Origin of the sequence: Salipaludibacillus sp. CF4.18 (assembly GCF_051262595.1) — a bacterium.
GTDB classification, from domain to species: domain Bacteria; phylum Bacillota; class Bacilli; order Bacillales; family Salisediminibacteriaceae; genus Salipaludibacillus; species Salipaludibacillus neizhouensis.
Genome location: NZ_JBIMEV010000003.1, coordinates 34,342 through 52,911, shown reverse-complemented (window position 1 = coordinate 52,911; position 18,570 = coordinate 34,342). Strand labels below are relative to the sequence as shown.

The window sequence follows — 18,570 nt, the reverse complement described above, 5'->3', positions numbered from 1 at the left end:
GAGGAGTGAGAGAGTTGATAGGAACTGGTTTAAAATCAGGGTTTGCTATTGGTGGTGGGATAGTTTCATTCATGTTTGGAGGATGGACAACGATGCTGGGGGTTCTAATAGCACTAGTCGTATTAGACTATATTACTGGATTGACAGCATCATATATAAAGGGTGATTTAAGCAGTAAGCAGGGATTAAAAGGCATAGCTAAAAAAGTAATCATCTTTGCGATTGTTTCTGTAGGGAATTTTATTGACATAGCTTTAGGAAGCGGTCCATTTGTGAGAGAAGCAGTGATTATTTTTTATGTAACAAATGAAATAATTAGTATTGTCGAAAATGCAGGAAGGGCAGGAGTGCCTATACCGGAGAAACTAAGAAAAGGGATTAAATTACTGAAAAGCAAAGAAAAAGATAAAGAAAAAGAAAAGTAAGATTTACTTGATGGCTTACTGTTAAGGTTCTTTAAGATATTTCTAATATCAAAGGAATGAATAAATAAATTTATTTATAGGGAAGAAAAGCCTTGCAATTGGTGCTTTTCCTCCCTCTTCGGTTTGTTCTTTATTTAGCCGTTAATTTGAACCCAATATTATCTAATGCTGATTCTATCGTTTTCACTGTTTTAGTGTTTAAATTCTTTAATTGAGTATTATTTACTTCCTGTTTGGCAAATGAAGGTGAAACGCCAGTGATTACAGTGGATATCCCCATTATCTCCAAAGCTTGTACCATATCGAACAATACAGAAGGGAATGCATTCTCTAAAATAACTAACCCAGACAAATCGATAATGAAATGTTCGATTTGGTGCTCTGCTCCGTAATTTAGTACCTCCTGGATGATAAGTTCAGAACGAACCTCATCAATAACCCCTTGCACGGAAAGAATGGAAACACCTTTAGTTATTGGAATAATTGGAACACTTAAAAAGCCTAAGTTATATTTTGTTCGATCTAATTCAATTAAATGGGATAAAATTCCTGCGATAGTTTTTAGATATTTTTTATCATCTTCGGTAAACTGTTTCTCTTCCCGATCCATCACACATAACGTCCCAAATACATTTCCATTAGTATCTTTTAATGTAACACCTAAAAAACCCTTGACACCTAACAGAGAAGTGACCTCTAATTCCTTCGTCAAAGCATCTTCCGATAAATTTTCGGTATACATGGCATCTTCATCATTCATAATGATCAATCTGCAATAAGTATCACCGTATTTAACGCTATAGCCCTCTGGAATTATTTTTTCTTCTTTGTTAAAAGAACTAAGAACAGTCATGGCTGATTCTCCACGTTTCGTCACATAAGTTGTATTTACGTTTAGTTTTTCGCTAATTAATTCAAACATTTTTTTAGAGACATTTTTTAAGGATTGAAAATCATTTGTTGTGAGATTATATTTATTAGGCACGAGCTTCCTCCAATATATATAAATATAGATTATTAAAATTTAAAAATATAAAATGATTTTACCATATTTAAAGGATTTTGTTCAGTCGACACCCATTAAAAGTCGCAGAATTTTGTAATCGATAGGATGTAAATAAAGATTGATGAAGTTAAAGGTAGGGATTCTGGCGGGAAAGTAACGACTGAGGCTGCCACAGGAACGAGCGTAACTATGATTCCAGTTGTCTGATGGGATGTTTGGAAGAATTTTCATATAATTTCAATATAATGACAGGAAAAACCTTCGTTAATAGAGAAGTTTATTAAAACGTAAGAAACTAGTGCCGAGATTAAGGAGAGATATTTATGGACTTAAGATACCCAATTGGAGAATTCGAATTCAGGGATGACGTGACAATGGAAGTTGTTCAGACATGGATAAGTGAGATTGATATGGTACCAGTTAAATTAAGAGAAGCGGTAGATGGACTTAATGATCAGCAATTGGATACACCGTATCGTCAAGGAGGTTGGACTATTCGTCAAGTAGTTCACCATATGGCCGATAGTCATATCAATGCTTATACGCGAGTTAAGTTAGCACTTACTGAAAATAAACCTACAATTAGACCTTACGAGGAGGCTAAGTGGGCAGAACTGCCAGATTCAGAGATGGCTATAGATGTCTCGTTAACCCTTCTTTTCGCTTTGCACCAAAGGTGGGTGACATTATTACAATCACTAGAACCTAGCGATTTAGAAAAAACTTTCTATCACCCCGAATCTGGTGAAATGAAATTAGGAATAAATATTGGAAACTACTCATGGCACGGTAGGCATCATATTTCGCATATAACAACCCTTCGAGAACGCAATGGGTGGTACTAGAGAAAAAGATTTTATACAATTCGCCATTTAAAGACGCGTTAATTACCAAGTCTCTATGAAATGGAATTCGATAAAGAAAACCATAAAATTGTAATTAGCTGTGCGTATCTTTCTAATATAGTGACCTTACTCTCAAACATCCCTTTTATTGATAAAGTTGAATAGCGGTACTATAAATAATTATGATAAAGGCTTTGGAATATTTTACTGTTCTAGGGTCTTAGGAGGATGGGAATTTGTCTAATCTTAAACAAGAGTATTTTCTTGAAATAAAAGAACTACAGGAGGAAATGGATAGAGTGAAACGTGAAAATGAAGCGTTAACTCGAAAACTCCAAACTTACCATGAAGTCAGTTTGCACCATAGTGAGAGTGAAAAAAGATTTGAACAATTATTTAACATAAGCTCGGATGCGATATATTATTTTAAAATATCCGAAAACAATATTTCAGCCGGAAAATTTATTAAGATAAATGAAGTTGCACATCGCAGGTTAGGGTACACTCGTGAAGAAATGTTGGGAATGTCTCCTGCAGACATTGATATTCATGCGGAGGAAGAAATATATATAATACTTGAAGATGTTTATACCAATAGGACTTATACTTTTGAAACCACACATGTTTGTAAGGATGGCAGCCTGATACCTGTAGAAATTATGACGGATACCTTTGATGAAAAAGGTGAGAAATATTTTCTAACCGTATGTAGAAATATTAGTGATAGGAAAAAAGCGGAAAAAATAATACATAATACAAAAGAACAATATAAAAGGTTAGTTGAGTCTTCACCAAATGGTATTGCTATAATACAAGATGATAAATGGGTGTATGCAAACGAAGCCGCGCTTAAGTTATTTGGGGTTAAATCCAAAGAAAACCTCCTTGGTGTAAACATTTACGATTTGCTCGACCCCATAATTCATAATGAGTACAAGATGATTACCACAAAAGATGGAGTACCTGCTACAACAAACATATATTGGAAAACTATAGAAGGAAAAGAATTGCACACGGAAGTCATTTCAATGCCTTTTACCTTTCGAGAACGAACAGCTACTCAACTTATTATTCAAGATGTTACCGAACAAAAACATGCAGAGCATATAATGATACAGGCAGAAAAAATGAATGTTATTGGTGAAATAGCAGCGGGGATCGCGCATGAAATAAGAAATCCTTTAACATCTCTGAAAGGATTTGTGCAACTCTTTCGCGCTGGTACAGTTCCAAATCAAACATTTATAGATATCATGGAAACAGAATTAGAAAGAATTGATATCATTTCGAGTGAATTTCTTACACTTGCTAAACCTGGAAATATTAATTTTACGTCGCTGGATTTACAAACTCTTATAAAGGATGTTTTAGCCTTATTAGACACAGAACTATATAAACAATCTATTTTGATTGATATGAGAGTAACAACAGAGAATACTTCAGTTCGAGGCGAAATAACACAGCTAAAACAGGTTTTCATTAATCTTATAAAGAATGCCATTGAAGTAATGATAAATGGGGGAACCATTACGATTATTTTAGCAAATAGAAATGGGTGCGTTCACATTTCTATTCGAGATGAAGGAGCAGGAATGACTGATCAACAGTTAAGTCGTTTAGGAGAACCATTTTATACCACAAAAGAAACAGGCACAGGACTTGGCCTAATGGTCTCTTATACGATTATTTCTAATCATGATGGAGAGGTCAGTGTTCAGAGCAAATTGGATGAAGGTACAACGTTTACCGTAAAACTACCATCAATATAAGAAATGAATAAATTTTTCCGGGTGGTCAAATTAGAACATTGCAGAACTCGTACCGCTAGAATCGAACACTGTCTTTGGCAAGGCCCCGTCCTCTTCAATGAAACGGTATTGTGTGCTCATCAAAGAAACACTCTTATTTAGTAATTTCTTGCGCATAAAAAATTAAATTAATAGAAAAAGAAGCTGAACGGAACTCAGCTTCTTTCGAATCTATTTTGATAATTTTAAAGCAGCTTCTGCAACTCGTTTTCCATAGTCTTTTCCTAGTTGCATTTCAGGATCACTTGCTTTGTTCATTGGTGAATCTTGTGAAGACTCGACAGGAATAACTGCTGTTGCACCATAGGGCGTGCCGTATTTTATTCTATTCTCGTCTAATGGACCGGTGTTTGATACAAAAATCATTCCGTGATGTTGCATTGGCGTTTGAAGGGCACGACAAATGTTTTCCACACCACCATGCTGAGTGGAAGTTGTTCCAAATACACCGCCAACCTTTCCCTGGAGTCCACCAGTAAACCATAACTGGCCTAGTTTTGAAAGAAAAGTTGCCATTTTCAAGTTGGGCTCGCCAAAGTAACCTGAAGATCCCCACATAATAGCTCCTGCATCTTTTAAATCATCAGGGTCCGTTTCCTCGACTGCTTGTAGAAAAACTTCCGTGTTTTCAACTTGTTTTGCGCCATCTGCAAGTGCAGTTGCAAAATCCTTAGTATGACCGTTCATACTTGCATGTAAGACATATACCTTCAAAATAAAGGCCTCCTTTGTGAAATTAATACAATTGAATTATTAGCTAAAACAGGTTAATTTATACTAATATCGTTACTGAAAAAGAAGGTATCAAGAAATTTTAAACGAATAAAATCAGAATAGAGACTATATTTTCATGAAGCTATCTTTCTCAGCAGAGTCTCAGATACAAACTAGGTGATAAAAAAATAAATGAAACTTTTCAAGGAGAGAGGATGAGAGAGTATGATTTCCATGAGTAAAAATAAATGGATATTTCTTATCGCATTAACTTTAGTTTTCATTTTAGTGTTTTTTTCTGTGTATCATGCTTGGATCAGATTGCTGGAGAACTTGGTAAATTTTTAATTGGTCGAGGTTCGGGCTTTAAGGTCATTAGCCTCATAGCTTATTGGAACTTCTGAACATTCATTTAAAGGGGGATACGAAATGAAAGATTTAAAGGTTTTTACAGCAGTTATTTTTATAGTTTGTCTTTTTATTGGGATAGGTTTATCTATGCTTTTAGACAATTCAGAAAAAACTTTTCAAACTTTAGATGGAGAAGAGTTCGGTTTTTTTGTGGATCATCAAGAAATAGAATCTAGCATTTTTGACGCAGCATTTGATGCATCCTTTCACGCTCGAGTGAATGTGGCATTTCCCGGCGAGATAAGAACTGTCACCTCTTTGATTAACATATACGAGGAAGGTGAGCATGTAGCTCAATATCCGTCGGGAGCACTTATATTCGATGACGATTTTTTATTCGAAGGGGACTATGTCGATTTTGCAACTGGTGGAATGAACAACCTGGAAGAAAATGATGACGGATATTATTGGACTCAAGTCATTAAAGTCACCAACGGGAGTCTAAGAAGTGGGGTAGACTTGCGCATGAAGGAGATTTAGAAATGTGGACGCGGCAAGATAGTGTAGCTGTGAAAGATGCAGAACCTGTTATCTATGGAATCGGGGTGATAGAGGGTACAGGAGAGATGCAATCTGGTTATGAAAATCGTGAAGAATTTGAAGAATGGGCCGAGTCTCAGGGGAAAGTGATTACAATGGAATTGCTGATTTCATCAGAGAAAGAAGAATTAGAAACATGGGATCTGAGATAGAATAGGAAGTAAAATAATATAGGCTTTTCCTGAGGAAGTCTATTTTCCGATTGTTTTCTTGAAAAGCCAGGGAGCATTTATTGAGCATTGACAAATTAGCGCAAAAAACATATATTCATATTGTTAACCTTTATTTTATATAGGTTAACAATAGAGTTGCTTTATTGTTAATATCGATATCAGTCTATTAAACTTTTAAAGGATTGATAATATGCACACATATCGGGGGTAACTAAATGGAAAAATGGAAGGAACTTGCACAGCATGTATTAAATGATGGAGAGATAATGAATTCAGAAGCACTTTCAATTTTAGAGTGTCCAGATGAAGATATCCTTTTACTCATGCATGCTAGCTTTCAAATTAGAAAAAAATATTATGGCAAGAAAGTAAAGCTTAATATGATTATGAATGCAAAATCAGGCTTATGCCCAGAAAATTGTGGGTATTGTTCTCAATCCTCTATTGCAGAATCACCAATTGAAAGCTATAGAATGAGAGACAAAAAATTGCTTGTTGAAGGGGCAAAGCAGGCACATAAGCTGAATATAGGCACATACTGTATTGTTGCTAGTGGCAGAGGTCCCTCAAATAAGGAAGTCGATCAAGTAGTGGAAGCGGTAAAAGAAATAAAAAATACATATGGGTTGAAAATATGTGCCTGTTTAGGTCTATTAAAGCCCGAGCAAGCAAAGCGCCTCAAAGAAGCCGGCGTAGATCGATACAATCATAATATAAATACGTCAGCGAGCCATCACTCTAATATTACGACTTCTCATACTTATGATAACCGAGTCAATACAATTACTATTGCTAAAGAATCAGGTATGTCTCCATGCTCAGGTGTGATAATAGGAATGAAGGAAGAAAGACAAGATGTAGTAGATATGGCAACTAGTTTAAAGACACTTGATGCAGATTCAATCCCAATTAACTTTTTACATGCGATTGATGGAACCCTGCTAGAAGGTGTAAACGAGCTTAATCCAATGTATTGTTTAAAAGTACTGGCTTTATTTCGTTTCATTAATCCGACTAAGGAAATTAGAATTGCCGGGGGGCGAGAGGTCAATCTTCGTTCCTTACAACCTTTAGGATTATACGCAGCGAATTCTATTTTTGTCGGAGACTATTTAACAACAGATGGTCAAGAAGAAACGGAAGACCATAAAATGTTAGAAGATTTAGGATTTGAAGTAGAGTCGGTAAAAGAAATGAAAGAAAGTATGTTTTCTTAATTCATAACCAGTAAAAGATCTCTTACGTTCACCTTCAAGATGTTCCTTTCATATAATTTTGGGAGGAGGTGGGTATATGAGGAGAAGTTTATTTTGGGGTGTGGATTCTGCAGCAATTGCTGATCAAACATTGCTTAATTGTGTGGTCACTAACTTTGGTCAACCTGATTTTTGGGGAAGGTACCTTACGACAGTTCCAAATGTGAATGAAGGGTTAAGCAAAGAAGAAATCACGTTTATGCGAAATAAGGGGATTAAGTTACTTCCAATATACAATAATTTTCAAGAAGCAATAGGGTACTCAACAGGAAGAGTAGCGGCACGAAATGCTATCTTTAATGCTCAACGATTAGGAATAAATAATGATACGTTTATTTTCGCGAATGTAGAGAATTTTTTCAACATCGATGCTGACTGGTTAATGGGATGGGCAGATGCATTTGTCGAAAGCAGTTTCCGGCCAGGATATTATAACGACCCGGTAGAAGGAGATTTTAACGAAGCATTCTGTCAAGCACAGGGACAAAATGAAAATGTCAGGAATCAAACGGTTTTATGGAGTGCAGAACCTGAACCAGGTGTTACTAGGAAAAGTGATATCCCGGCGTATAACCCTGAAAGTCCAACATGTGGCGGCAATGTATGGGCTTGGCAATATGGGCGAGATGCTGAGATATGCCCAATAGACACTGTTCTTATGGAAGCTCAGCTTTTCAATAGTTTGTCTTGATCATTTGTGTAAAAAAATATTCATGTGGAGGAGCGTCTTAATATTTATAAGCATGCTCCTTTAATTAGTTATGAATGATTCTATGGAAACAAAAAATACAAATAGAGAAATGCCGATATTAACATATCCCCAGTAATAACGCTTCTTTCTAAGTTCACCTAATCCCGATAACAATAAAGTAATCCCTAAGAAAAATAATAAAAGAGGCATTAAATGAAAATTTTGTGATATAAGGCTATAGCTTCCTAAACAAAGTACAATGATTGCAGAAACAGCAGCATATAGTTTTAAAAACATGATCTCACCTTCCATAAGTTATTCATAGTCTTTAATATCAGATTAACATAACGTAGGAGTTAATTCAGTGACTTCCATAATTTAGCCGGAAATAAATTATATTTAAATATGTCGATTCCTTTGATATTATAGCTTAAATACGGTAGTTTGTTAGAATAGAGCTATTTGTAGTACTAAATGAATTAACTTGTATGTATTTTAAATATTATAAGGAAAGAATAGGAGTTTTAAAAGGATGTATGGATTTAAAATTGTAGATAAACTAGAAAAAATAGATGAAGATATCCAAAGAGATCAATTAAAATATCATTCAAAAAGGGTGTTGGTTAGTAAAGAATTCACTTTCGATGCTGCGCACCACTTGCATTGTTATGAGGGGAAATGTAAGAATTTACACGGTCACACATATACAGCGGTTTTTGGAATTAGCGGATTTGTTGATGAGACAGGTTTAATGATGGATTTTGGCGATATTAAAGATATATGGAAAAAAGAAATTGAAATTCATCTGGATCACCGCTATTTGAATGAAACACTTCCTGCAATGAATACAACAGCAGAAAATATGGTGGTCTGGATATATGAAAAAATGGCTGAATCACTGTTAAAGCCGGAGAACAAGAAAAAATATGAAGGTGGCAGACTAGAATTTGTTCGGTTGTTCGAAACTCCTACAAGTTATGCAGAAGCAAGACGGGAGTGGATGGAAAATGAGTAAGATTCCTGTGTTAGAAATTTTCGGACCTACTATTCAAGGCGAAGGAATGGTCATTGGAAAGAAAACGATGTTTATTCGAACTGCTGGGTGTGACTATTCCTGTGTATGGTGTGACTCAGCGTTTACATGGGATGGTTCTGCGAAAGATGACATCGTTCAAATGTCGGCGGAGGAGATTTGGCTGAAGTTAAAGGAAATAGGAAATGACCGCTTTTCTCACGTAACGATTTCAGGAGGTAATCCAGCGTTATTAAGGCATCTTGATAAAGTTATCCATCTGCTAAAAGAAAACAATATAACCATTGCTTTAGAAACACAAGGAAGCAGGTGGCAGGATTGGTTTTTGCACATTGATGACCTGACAATTTCCCCAAAACCACCAAGTTCAGAAATGAAGACAGATTATACTGTGTTAGATCACATTATAAAACAACTCAAGGATTCTAACAGATTCCCAAATACAAGTTTGAAAGTAGTTATATTTAATGACGAAGATCTTCTCTACGCTAAAGGTATCACGAAAAGGTATCCCTTATTACCACTTTATTTACAAGTAGGCAACGAAGATGTTTCAACTGAAAATACAACAAAATTAACGGAAGTACTACTCCATCATTACGAAGATCTAATTGATAAAGTTGTATCTGATAAGGAACTAAATGAAGCAAGAGTTTTACCGCAATTACATACACTGGTTTGGGGCAATAAAAGAGGAGTTTAATGTTTTTGTTGGACTTCAAATAGTAGTTGACGTGAACTAGAGGTAAGGCGAGAGATAAAGTTTTCTTATAAGTCTTTTTCTTCATATACATAGAAGAAAAATATGGTCATATATATTAATAATACGGTCATTCATAAATATCTTGTTCGGAATCCGAATGTAAGAAAATCTGTTTATAAAAGAAAGGAAGGGGGTAATTGTTAAATAAGCATCTAGATGTAGCAATGTATTGATCTCATCCAACATGGAATGTAGAAAAGTAACTGCAGTCAGACTTGATTTAAAATAATAATTAGGAGATGGTAGTATGTCACCCGTTTTAGCAGTTATTTTGGGGATTGCCGTTCTAGTGATATTATTATTCGTAATTACCAAGTCGATCAAGGGAAACCGTTCAAAGAGTGCAGATGATTCTGTCCTATCACAAAACAATTGCAGTGAATGTGACTTTACGATACCAGATAATTATTCCAAGGCTCTATGTCCGAATTGTAAAACATTTATAGCTAAGTAATAATCATTCATTATATGTAAAAAGCATTCACAAATTAAGCCAGTGAATGCTTTTTTGTATGGAGATTAAAAACTGTCTTTAGAACCATCCGGCTCACTTCGAATAATATCTCTACTGTAGCGATGGAATACATCTATATGAGCAAGATTGCCTGACTTAGCTTCCTCTAAAGCACTTACGTAGTCTAACTCCTTGCCAGACTCTGTTTTGAAAGCAATGATATCATTATCCTCATTTTTTCTTACGGCGACGATCTGTTCCTGAGTGGAATTAACATTCTCAGGATAGTCGTTTGTATTGTTAGCTCCCTGCGTTTTGTATTGATTGTAAATGTCTTCGAAATTTTTTGAATCCATGGTATCAAACCTCCTTATGAATAGTATCTTTTTTTACTATAAAAATATGTACATTCACTTTTCGGAAAGAGTATTGCAGAAGGAATATAAAAAAGCTGTTTATTTACTATGACTGTCAAATCATGGGGAAAGTCTAAATGCGTTTCCCATGGAAGCACAGCTTAAGCATATTCGAGCCACAAACCTATTCTCATATAAACAACAAACTGTAAGAAATAATTTATTTTAAAAACGTTATATTTCCATTATAATTACGTTAGGTGTTAGGTTTCTATTAGTTTTAGATGAGATGAGTTTAGATGAGATGAGGAGAGATGAGAACAATGAATAAGAAAGAATTGTATGCTCAATCAGGAGTGGCGATGACATGTCGTTCATTTAAAGAGTATGAAGAAATGTTTGAGTTGGACGTTGCAACGCTGGCGAAGAAGGCTATTCTGGATATTGCTGCAGGTGCTTCGTCATTTACTTCAGAATTAAATCAAAGAGGCTGTAATGCGATTGCAGCAGATCCAATGTACAGATTATCCACAGAAGAAATTAATATTCTAGGGGAAGAAGAAATGAGAATAGCTTCCCAAAAACTATCTAAAAGTGAGAATCTTTTTGTATGGGATTATTATCAAAACTTAGAGAATCATGAACGAATACGCAAGATGTCGTTAAAACAATTTATAGCTAGTTACAAAAATGATAAAAGCAAAACAATGTATGTTCCAGCTAATTTACCTCGGTTACCTTTTGAAAAGGATGTATTTTCATCTGTGTTTTGTAATCATTTTTTATTTTTATATGAAGCACAATTTGATTACACATTTCATTTGAAAGCGATGAAAGAATTAATAAGGGTGACCCAAAGAAACGGATCGATTTATGTTTATCCCTTAGTTGGATTTAATGATGAAGTTTATTCTCATCTAAAGGAGTTAATACAAGAAGTAGAGAAAACTGGTGCGAGTGTTGAAATGATAGAAACCGCCTTCCGATTTTTACCTTCAGCAACTCACTTTTTGAAAATAACTAAATAATGCAGCAGTGACGTTCCTTGTTTGAATGGAGGGACGTCATTTTTTAAAAGTAATGCTATACTCTAAGAAACAATTGCTAAGATAATAGACTATTTTCGGATACAGCCTCCGCATTCAGGAACCAATCTGTTTTCATAAATACGATAAAAAGATTCATTAGGAGTGATTGACATGTGGGAATTGTTGTTAGCCATGCTGGAAAGGTTGGGCATCATTGTCGCAGTCGCTTTCATAATGACTCGCTTTAAATTCATTCGGCATCTAATTGATAAACGAAAGATTACACCACAACATAAGGTTAGTGTCATCGTTATGTTTGGCATATTTGGAATAATAGGCACATATTCGGGTTTAACGGTCAACGCAGAGCATGCAACGTATACGAGGTGGGCCCTTGAACTGAACGAAGGAGAAGCAATTGCTAATTCAAGAGTAATTGGGGTGGTGGTTGCCGGTCTACTCGGCGGGTGGAAAATTGGTTTAGGAGCTGGATTAATTGCCGGTACTCACCGTTTCTTTCTAGGTGGTTTCACAGGCATAGCTTGTGGACTAGCTACTGTGATTGCAGGAGCTATTGCCGCATATTTTTACAAAAGAAATAAAAATAAGCGGATTATCTCTTTACAGACCGCATTCTGGGTAGGAATGATTGCGGAAGCAGTTCAAATGATTATTATCCTACTAGTCGCAAGGCCATTTGATCAAGCGATGCTTCTCGTTGAAAGTATAGGTGTACCGATGATCATTGCTAACGGAATCGGAACAGCTATTTTCATCTTAATTATCCGAAACGTTTTTTATGAGGAAGAAAAAATGGGATCAATACAAGCGCAGAAAGCATTACGATTAGCCGATTACACGTTAAAATATTTACGAAAAGGACTTAATAAACAATCAGCCCAAGCTACGTGTGACATTCTTTTAAAGGAAACAAGAGTAGATGCTGTTTCTTTAACCAATAAGGATACGGTGTTAGCTTTCGAAGGGCTAGGTCATGAATACCATTTAGTAAATGATAAAGTTAGAACTGGCGCTACGAAACGAGTGTTAAGAGACGGCGAGGTAGTTATTGCTAATGAAGAAGAAATTTCTTGTGGCCACGAGAAGTGTCCATTGAGATCAGCTATTATCGCACCTCTGAAAATAAAGGATATAACGATTGGGACATTGAAATTTTACTTTAAATCAGAAGAAGATATGACACAAACGACGATTGAATTAAGCAAGGGACTATCTACAATTCTAAGCCATCAGCTTGAGTTATCTGAAGTAGACCGACATTTGGAGTTGGCAAAACAGGCAGAAATTAAAGCTCTTCAGGCTCAAGTAAGTCCACACTTTTTATTCAATGCTTTAAATACAATTGTCGCGTTAATTCGAACGGATCCAATGAAAGCTAGAAAGTTATTAATTTCTCTCTCTCATTTTTTTAGACAGAACTTAGCTGGGACAACAGCAACAGAAGCTACATTAGAAGAAGAGCTTAATCATGTGAAAGCATATCTTCAAATAGAGGAAGCTCGTTTTTCAGATAAGTTAACGGTAGAATTCGATGTCGATGAAGAGGTATTACATGCTAAAATTCCACCGATGACATTACAGCCTATTGTTGAGAATGCAATTAAACACGGGGTGAAGCAATCAACAGAAGCTAGTTTGATAATCATACGAATTAAAGAACTGAGAGAAGTCGTTCATTTAGCTATTCATGATAACGGGAGCGGAATTTCAGAAGATCGTTTGAACGAGTTAGGTAACGAGAAAGTATCGTCTGAAACAGGAACAGGTATAGGACTCTCAAATGTGAACCGCAGATTGCAAATGATGTATGGTGAAAAGAGAAAAATCAACATAGAAAGTAAACAAGGGAAAGGAACAGTAGTATCCTTCTCTATTCCTTTAAAGAGGTGATTAAGGATGAAACGTATTCGTGTTGTTGTCGTGGATGATGAGCCATATAGTCGCGATGAGATATTATTTTTACTTGGAAAGTATCAAGAAGTGGAAATTGTCGGGGAAGCAGAATCTGGAGAAAAGGCTTTGGGAGTAATCATGAGAAAGTCTCCGGATGTGGTGTTTATTGATATTGAGATGCCACAAATGTCCGGAATGGAGCTGGCGCATTCACTTAAAAGTATGAAAAAAGTACCTCTCATTGTTTTTGCTACTGCATATCCCGATTATGCAGCAAAAGCTTTTCGTGTTCAGGCGCTGGATTATATTTTAAAACCATTTGACGAAGAACAGTTGGAGGAAACAATGCTTTTAGTAAAGGATCGGCTCATTGTTAAGGAAGCGCCTAATGAAAAAATTGTTGTTAGTAGTGCAAGGTTGGCGGTAGAGGACGAAGGGAAAATTGTATACTTGTCCCCTAACGAGATCACGTATTTGTTTCGTGAAGAAAGAGAGACAATGATACGAACAACAGACTCACAATACAGCATGAAAATGCCGCTTAAAGATATAGAGATGAAATTGAAAAATCATCCATTTTTTCGAACTCATAAAAGTTATTTGGTTAATATAGATAGAATTGAAGAACTCATTCCTTGGTTCAATGGAGCATATCAAGTAAAAGTAGAAGGTAGTAATGAAGAAATACCAGTAAGCAGAAATTATGTCAAAGCTTTACGTGAGAGATTGGAACTCTAGGTAACGAATTATTATAACACTTAGAACAGAAAGGTGACTTCAATTAGTCATCTTTGTTACACGTAAAACCGAATAACTTACATGTTGAGTGCCTCTATTAACATCTCGTCACAAAACAGACACATTTGTTTATTGGTGATGATAAAATGAAAGCGTGTTCAAACGTGACTATATAATAGAAAGAGGTGCTTTTAACATGATTACATTTCTAGTTTGTATTGCAATTTTAATTATTGGTTATTTCACTTACGGAAAATTGATTGAGCGGATCTTTGGAGTTAATGAGGCAAGGCAAACCCCTGCATATAGTCAAAAAGATGGGGTGGATTATATTCCAATGGGTACGAATCGTAACTCGATGATACAGTTACTAAATATCGCTGGCGTAGGACCTATATTCGGTCCAATCATGGGAGCTCTTTACGGACCAGTAGCTTTTATCTGGATAGTTGCTGGATCAATCTTTGCTGGCGCAGTTCATGATTATCTGACAGGGATGATTTCCATTCGTAACCATGGGGCGCATTTACCACAGCTTGCCGGTAAGTTCCTTGGCAATTCTATGAAGCATATCGTCAATGTAATTGCAGTGCTTCTTCTGCTATTGGTAGGAACCGTCTTCGTCACTGCACCTGCTGGACTATTATTCAATCTATTGGATGGTTGGGTAGCACTAGGTGTCATTACTGGAGTAATTTTTGCTTACTATATATTAGCAACTCTTCTTCCGGTCGATAAAATTATCGGCAGAGTATATCCAATCCTAGGAGCATTATTAGTAATCAGTGCTATTGGTATTGGTGGAATGTTACTATTTACCGGAGCGCCAATTCCTGAAATAACGCTTGAGAATATGCATCCTGGTGGCGCAGCAATCTTTCCATTATTAATGATAACTATTGCATGTGGAGCTATTTCCGGATTTCATGCAACACAATCACCGATTATCTCCAGGACCATGGAATCAGAAAAAAATGGACGTAAAATCTTTTATGGCATGATGATCGTTGAAGGTATTATTGCAATGATCTGGGCAGCTGCTGCGATGAGTATATTCTACGGTACAGATTTAAGTGATTTAATTGCTTCTGGTGGAGCTGGCCTTGTTGTCAGTGAAGTTGCATTTACTTTACTAGGTGCGGTTGGTGGAACACTAGCTGTTTTGGGTGTCATTGTACTTCCAATTACTTCTGGTGACACAGCTTTCCGTTCAGCACGAATGATAATTGCCGACTATATTAAAGTCCCTCAATTAAAAATGATGAACCGTTTATGGATCGCATTACCACTATTCGTTGTCTCTTTCGCATTGACAAACATGGACTTTACTCTTTTATGGAGATACTTCGGTGTAACGAATGCGGCGATAAGTGCGATTGCATTATTTGTAGGGGCAATGTATTTAGCCATTCAAATGAAGTTTCACTGGGTTGCAACCATCCCCGCTATTTTCATGACAATGGTTTCCTTTACATTTATCTTTAGTGCACCGATTGGTTTCGGGCTCCCAATGACAACATCTTACATGTTAGCTGGGATAAGTACAGGGATTGTAGTAGCTTTGTTTGCTTATAAAGTGAAACTTAATCGAGAGATTGAAAACTTTAAAATTGATGAGGACGTAACAAAGATAGCTTAAATTGAAGACATACTATTGTATTGCTTGTAAAAAGCTGATTCTCACTGACAAGTGGGAATCAGCTTTTTTTAATTGTGATATATATGCTAATGCATACAAAATGCCATCTCTACAAATAATATTCCTAAGTATATTTTTCAGAGAGGGGATATGGAGCATGAATTCAGAACAGGACGGAAACAGTACTGAGGAAAAAATGAAGGAGCATCAGCAGCATAAATCTTTGGTTGCTTCGGAATTAGGTGATTTATTTGCTAATTACATTGGCGATTCGTTATTTTGTTGCGTGTATCAACATCACCTCGAAGTAGTTGAAGACAGCGAAGTGAAAGAATTTTTAACCATTGCACTAAAAAATAGCAAAAAACATTTAGAATCGATTAAAGAAATATATAGTAAAGAAAATATACCACTGCCAGTCGGTTTCGGCGAGCAAGATTTTCGGAAAAAGGTGCCCCGTTTATTTAGCGACTTATTTATGGTGTTTTATGTTACAGAAATGGGAAGAGAAGCGTTATTAACCTATGGAAGTGCTTTGTCTACTTCGTTTAGACAGGACGTTATTAGTCATTTTGAAATGTGTATTAAAGATTCCATAGAAATTTATAAACAAGGTCAATTTTTGTTACTTTCGAAGGGAATGGATATTTCTCCACCTGCAATTCCTTATCCCAAAAAAGTTGACTTCGTAGAAAAGAAATCTTTCATCTCAGCTGTAGCTGGTAAAAATAGACCCTTAACTGCAATAGAAATTAAACAACTACAAATTAATCTTAATACAAATACATTAGGTAAGTCATTAGTGCTAGCATTTAGTCAAATTGCAGAATCAGAAGAATTAAGAAAGTATTTTCATGAAGGTTCACAATTAGCTGAGAAGCAGATTGTTGAATTGAGCAAAACATTACTAGATGACAGCTTACCGTCGCCAAAATTAATGGATGCCCATATCACTGACTCTACGATTTCTCCGTTTTCTGACAAATTATTGCTGTATCACACTGTCCTCGCCAACGGGAGTGGCATACAAAATTATGGACAGGCAGTATCTACAATATTAAGACATGACATTCATCTTCAGTTCGCAGGACTTACAGCTGGAATCGCAAAATATGTAAATGATGGAACAAAGCTCATGATAAAAAAAGGGTGGTTGGAAGAGCCCCCAAAATCCGCTGATCGAGACAAACTTTCAAAAATGTCAGATGGAAATCAACCTGTCGAGTAATTGGTTGGCTACCGTGAAAAGAAAGCCAAAAAAACATGAGGTTTTAATGTGGAGCATAGCATTACCGGGTTTTGGTCAGTTTCTAAATAAACAAGTGTTAAAAGGCATTATTTTGATAATTTTAGAGTTTTTAGTGAATGTTCAAAGTAACTTTAACTTAGGGATTATGTATTCATTTAGGGGAGAAATAAGTGCTGCCTCCGAGGTGCTCAATTATCAATGGCTTATGTTCTATCCATGTTTGTATATGTTTGCCATTTGGGATGCCTATCAGGATGCTGATGGAGAGGTATCTGATTTAGCTTATCTTCCATTCGTTTTTGGTGCATTTTTTATTACAATCGGATTGATGTATTCCAGCAAGGTCATTTTGTTCGGAATACTGTTAGGACCTGTTTTTTTACCGATGCTCTTTTTAATTCCCGGATTACTCATAGGATATATTGTTAGAAAAATTGTAATGATAATTACTTAGCGAGGAGTGAAAAGATGAATGAACTAACAGCGGATGAGACCTCCAATTTATTTATGACCTATATAACCAATTCAATGGCATCGAATGTTTCGGCAAATCTGTTAAAAAAAGAAGACGACCCGTGGGTAAAACAGATGCTCGATTTCGCTTTAAAGCTTGCAAATTATCAAGTATACGGAGCAGAAAATTTTTTGTTAGATGACGGTCAAACCTTGCCAGAACCTTTTACTAAAAAAGATATCGTGCTTAAAAATAAACGATATTGTTCCACTAACTTTGTTGTGTTACTTAAGTTTAGTTTAGCGCAAGACTCCTTAAATGTGCTAGGTTTAGCGCTCTCTACAAGTATAAGGCCCGAAGTGCGGGAATTTTACAAGACATGTTTAAATAAAACTGCAGATCTAGTAGATATGTGTTTAAAACTAAAAGTGAAACTTGGATTACATCAGCCTTTGATCTATCTCCCTGAAAATCCAAAAGTAGATAAAGTCGACAAGCAGGCTTTTCTAGGAAAACTTTTGGGGGGTAATCGGAATTTAACTGCTTCAGAAGTATTGCAACTTACTAACAATTATCGGGCAATAGAAGTGACCCGCGAGGTATGTCGATCATTTTCCCAGTCAATGAATACGGAACTTAAAGCACATTATGAACGAGGCATAGAAATGTGTAAAGACCATTTAGAGAGTATTAAATCAAAGCTAGACAAAGATGAATTGCCTCAGCTACCAACTTGGGAATCAGAAATCGATACGGAAGGAGGGGCACCATTTTCAGAGCGGTTGATGCTATTCAAAACAGCAAATTTAATGAGTGCTGCCGCGGGTCGTTACGGAGTCTCTGCTTCTTCCATATTTCGTAAAGATTTAGGAGCTCTGTTTCTTAAGCTAATGGGAGGCATACTGATTTATGCGGAAGATACAAGTAACTTACTCATTAAACATCATATGTGGGATCACCCACCATTACTAAAGAAAAAGTAGGAGTGGGTGGAAAAGTCGGCTCAGGTGACAGGCGTTTTTAATTAATATAAAGGGGAAAACCAGGAGTACTAGTTAACATCTCTTAGTTTA

21 protein-coding genes are annotated in these 18,570 nt (G+C 36.0%); 17 read left to right on the top strand and 4 right to left on the bottom strand.

Translation table 11 applies throughout. From position 1 onward, the window contains the following. Positions 1-5 precede the first annotated feature (5 nt). A complete protein-coding gene (locus ACHABW_RS03190; RefSeq protein ID WP_435754020.1) occupies positions 6-425 on the top strand; it encodes a phage holin family protein in 420 nt (139 codons plus the stop codon). 130 nt (positions 426-555) lie between these two features. On the opposite strand, the gene ACHABW_RS03185 is transcribed toward ACHABW_RS03190, so the two are convergent. Further along, positions 556-1,410, bottom strand: coding sequence for an STAS domain-containing protein (locus tag ACHABW_RS03185; RefSeq protein ID WP_435754019.1), 855 nt, complete (start codon positions 1,408-1,410; stop codon positions 556-558). Between the two features lie 344 nt (positions 1,411-1,754). Between ACHABW_RS03185 and ACHABW_RS03180 the strand changes: the two genes are divergently transcribed. Together ACHABW_RS03180 and ACHABW_RS03175 are read left to right on the top strand one after the other, a co-directional pair. Continuing rightward, positions 1,755-2,276: a YfiT family bacillithiol transferase gene (locus tag ACHABW_RS03180; protein WP_435754018.1), complete on the top strand. Its 522-nt coding sequence runs from the start codon at positions 1,755-1,757 to the stop codon at positions 2,274-2,276. A 299-nt stretch (positions 2,277-2,575) separates the two neighbouring features. Further along, a complete protein-coding gene (locus ACHABW_RS03175; RefSeq protein ID WP_435754017.1) occupies positions 2,576-4,045 on the top strand; it encodes a PAS domain S-box protein in 1,470 nt (489 codons plus the stop codon). Positions 4,046-4,255: 210 nt separating this feature from the next. Here ACHABW_RS03175 and ACHABW_RS03170 read toward each other — a convergent pair whose 3' ends face one another. After that, positions 4,256-4,798: a flavodoxin domain-containing protein gene (locus ACHABW_RS03170; protein WP_110935376.1), complete on the bottom strand. Its 543-nt coding sequence runs from the start codon at positions 4,796-4,798 to the stop codon at positions 4,256-4,258. 429 nt (positions 4,799-5,227) lie between these two features. Between ACHABW_RS03170 and ACHABW_RS03165 the strand changes: the two genes are divergently transcribed. The 4 genes from ACHABW_RS03165 (at position 5,228) to ACHABW_RS03150 (ending at position 7,869) form a co-directional block, all read left to right on the top strand. Next, complete coding sequence (locus ACHABW_RS03165; RefSeq protein ID WP_435754016.1) at positions 5,228-5,689, top strand: hypothetical protein; 462 nt, start codon at positions 5,228-5,230, stop codon at positions 5,687-5,689. Positions 5,690-5,691: 2 nt separating this feature from the next. Further along, positions 5,692-5,901 carry a hypothetical protein gene (locus ACHABW_RS03160; protein WP_435754015.1) on the top strand — a complete coding sequence of 70 codons (210 nt, stop codon included), beginning with the start codon at positions 5,692-5,694 and terminating at the stop codon, positions 5,899-5,901. A 236-nt stretch (positions 5,902-6,137) separates the two neighbouring features. After that, positions 6,138-7,139 carry a biotin synthase BioB gene (gene bioB / locus ACHABW_RS03155; RefSeq protein ID WP_435754014.1) on the top strand — a complete coding sequence of 334 codons (1,002 nt, stop codon included), beginning with the start codon at positions 6,138-6,140 and terminating at the stop codon, positions 7,137-7,139. 76 nt (positions 7,140-7,215) lie between these two features. Further along, positions 7,216-7,869, top strand: a complete 654-nt coding sequence (locus ACHABW_RS03150) for a glycoside hydrolase domain-containing protein (protein WP_435754013.1) — start codon at positions 7,216-7,218, stop codon at positions 7,867-7,869. Positions 7,870-7,929: 60 nt separating this feature from the next. Here ACHABW_RS03150 and ACHABW_RS03145 read toward each other — a convergent pair whose 3' ends face one another. Beyond that, entirely contained in the window at positions 7,930-8,166 is a 237-nt protein-coding gene (locus ACHABW_RS03145; RefSeq protein ID WP_435754012.1) for a DUF3953 domain-containing protein, read from the bottom strand. 235 nt (positions 8,167-8,401) lie between these two features. Between ACHABW_RS03145 and queD the strand changes: the two genes are divergently transcribed. The 3 genes from queD (at position 8,402) to ACHABW_RS03130 (ending at position 10,119) form a co-directional block, all read left to right on the top strand. Beyond that, the gene (queD, locus tag ACHABW_RS03140; RefSeq protein ID WP_435754011.1) at positions 8,402-8,884 is read left to right on the top strand and encodes a 6-carboxytetrahydropterin synthase QueD; all 483 of its coding nucleotides are present in this window, start codon (positions 8,402-8,404) and stop codon (positions 8,882-8,884) included. After that, entirely contained in the window at positions 8,877-9,605 is a 729-nt protein-coding gene (gene queE, locus ACHABW_RS03135) for a 7-carboxy-7-deazaguanine synthase QueE (protein ID WP_435754010.1), read from the top strand. Before queD ends, queE begins: the two co-directional genes overlap by 8 nt. 307 nt (positions 9,606-9,912) lie before the next feature. Then, positions 9,913-10,119: a hypothetical protein gene (locus tag ACHABW_RS03130; protein WP_110935382.1), complete on the top strand. Its 207-nt coding sequence runs from the start codon at positions 9,913-9,915 to the stop codon at positions 10,117-10,119. 65 nt (positions 10,120-10,184) lie between these two features. On the opposite strand, the gene ACHABW_RS03125 is transcribed toward ACHABW_RS03130, so the two are convergent. Then, positions 10,185-10,475: a DUF3892 domain-containing protein gene (locus ACHABW_RS03125; protein WP_435754009.1), complete on the bottom strand. Its 291-nt coding sequence runs from the start codon at positions 10,473-10,475 to the stop codon at positions 10,185-10,187. A gap of 323 nt (positions 10,476-10,798) precedes the next feature. Between ACHABW_RS03125 and ACHABW_RS03120 the strand changes: the two genes are divergently transcribed. From ACHABW_RS03120 to ACHABW_RS03090, 7 genes are all read left to right on the top strand, one after another. Continuing rightward, positions 10,799-11,503: a hypothetical protein gene (locus ACHABW_RS03120; RefSeq protein WP_435754008.1), complete on the top strand. Its 705-nt coding sequence runs from the start codon at positions 10,799-10,801 to the stop codon at positions 11,501-11,503. Between the two features lie 171 nt (positions 11,504-11,674). Continuing rightward, positions 11,675-13,414, top strand: coding sequence for a LytS/YhcK type 5TM receptor domain-containing protein (locus ACHABW_RS03115; protein WP_435754007.1), 1,740 nt, complete (start codon positions 11,675-11,677; stop codon positions 13,412-13,414). Positions 13,415-13,420: 6 nt separating this feature from the next. Beyond that, entirely contained in the window at positions 13,421-14,155 is a 735-nt protein-coding gene (locus ACHABW_RS03110) for a LytR/AlgR family response regulator transcription factor (RefSeq protein WP_435754006.1), read from the top strand. A gap of 196 nt (positions 14,156-14,351) precedes the next feature. After that, the gene (locus ACHABW_RS03105) at positions 14,352-15,794 is read left to right on the top strand and encodes a carbon starvation CstA family protein (protein WP_435754005.1); all 1,443 of its coding nucleotides are present in this window, start codon (positions 14,352-14,354) and stop codon (positions 15,792-15,794) included. A 157-nt stretch (positions 15,795-15,951) separates the two neighbouring features. Next, complete coding sequence (locus ACHABW_RS03100; RefSeq protein WP_435754004.1) at positions 15,952-17,022, top strand: DUF3231 family protein; 1,071 nt, start codon at positions 15,952-15,954, stop codon at positions 17,020-17,022. Positions 17,023-17,068: 46 nt separating this feature from the next. Continuing rightward, a complete protein-coding gene (locus ACHABW_RS03095; protein WP_435754003.1) occupies positions 17,069-17,497 on the top strand; it encodes a hypothetical protein in 429 nt (142 codons plus the stop codon). A gap of 14 nt (positions 17,498-17,511) precedes the next feature. Then, positions 17,512-18,480 (top strand): DUF3231 family protein, encoded by a 969-nt coding sequence (locus tag ACHABW_RS03090; protein ID WP_435754002.1) that lies wholly within the window; start codon positions 17,512-17,514, stop codon positions 18,478-18,480. Positions 18,481-18,570: the final 90 nt, after the last annotated feature.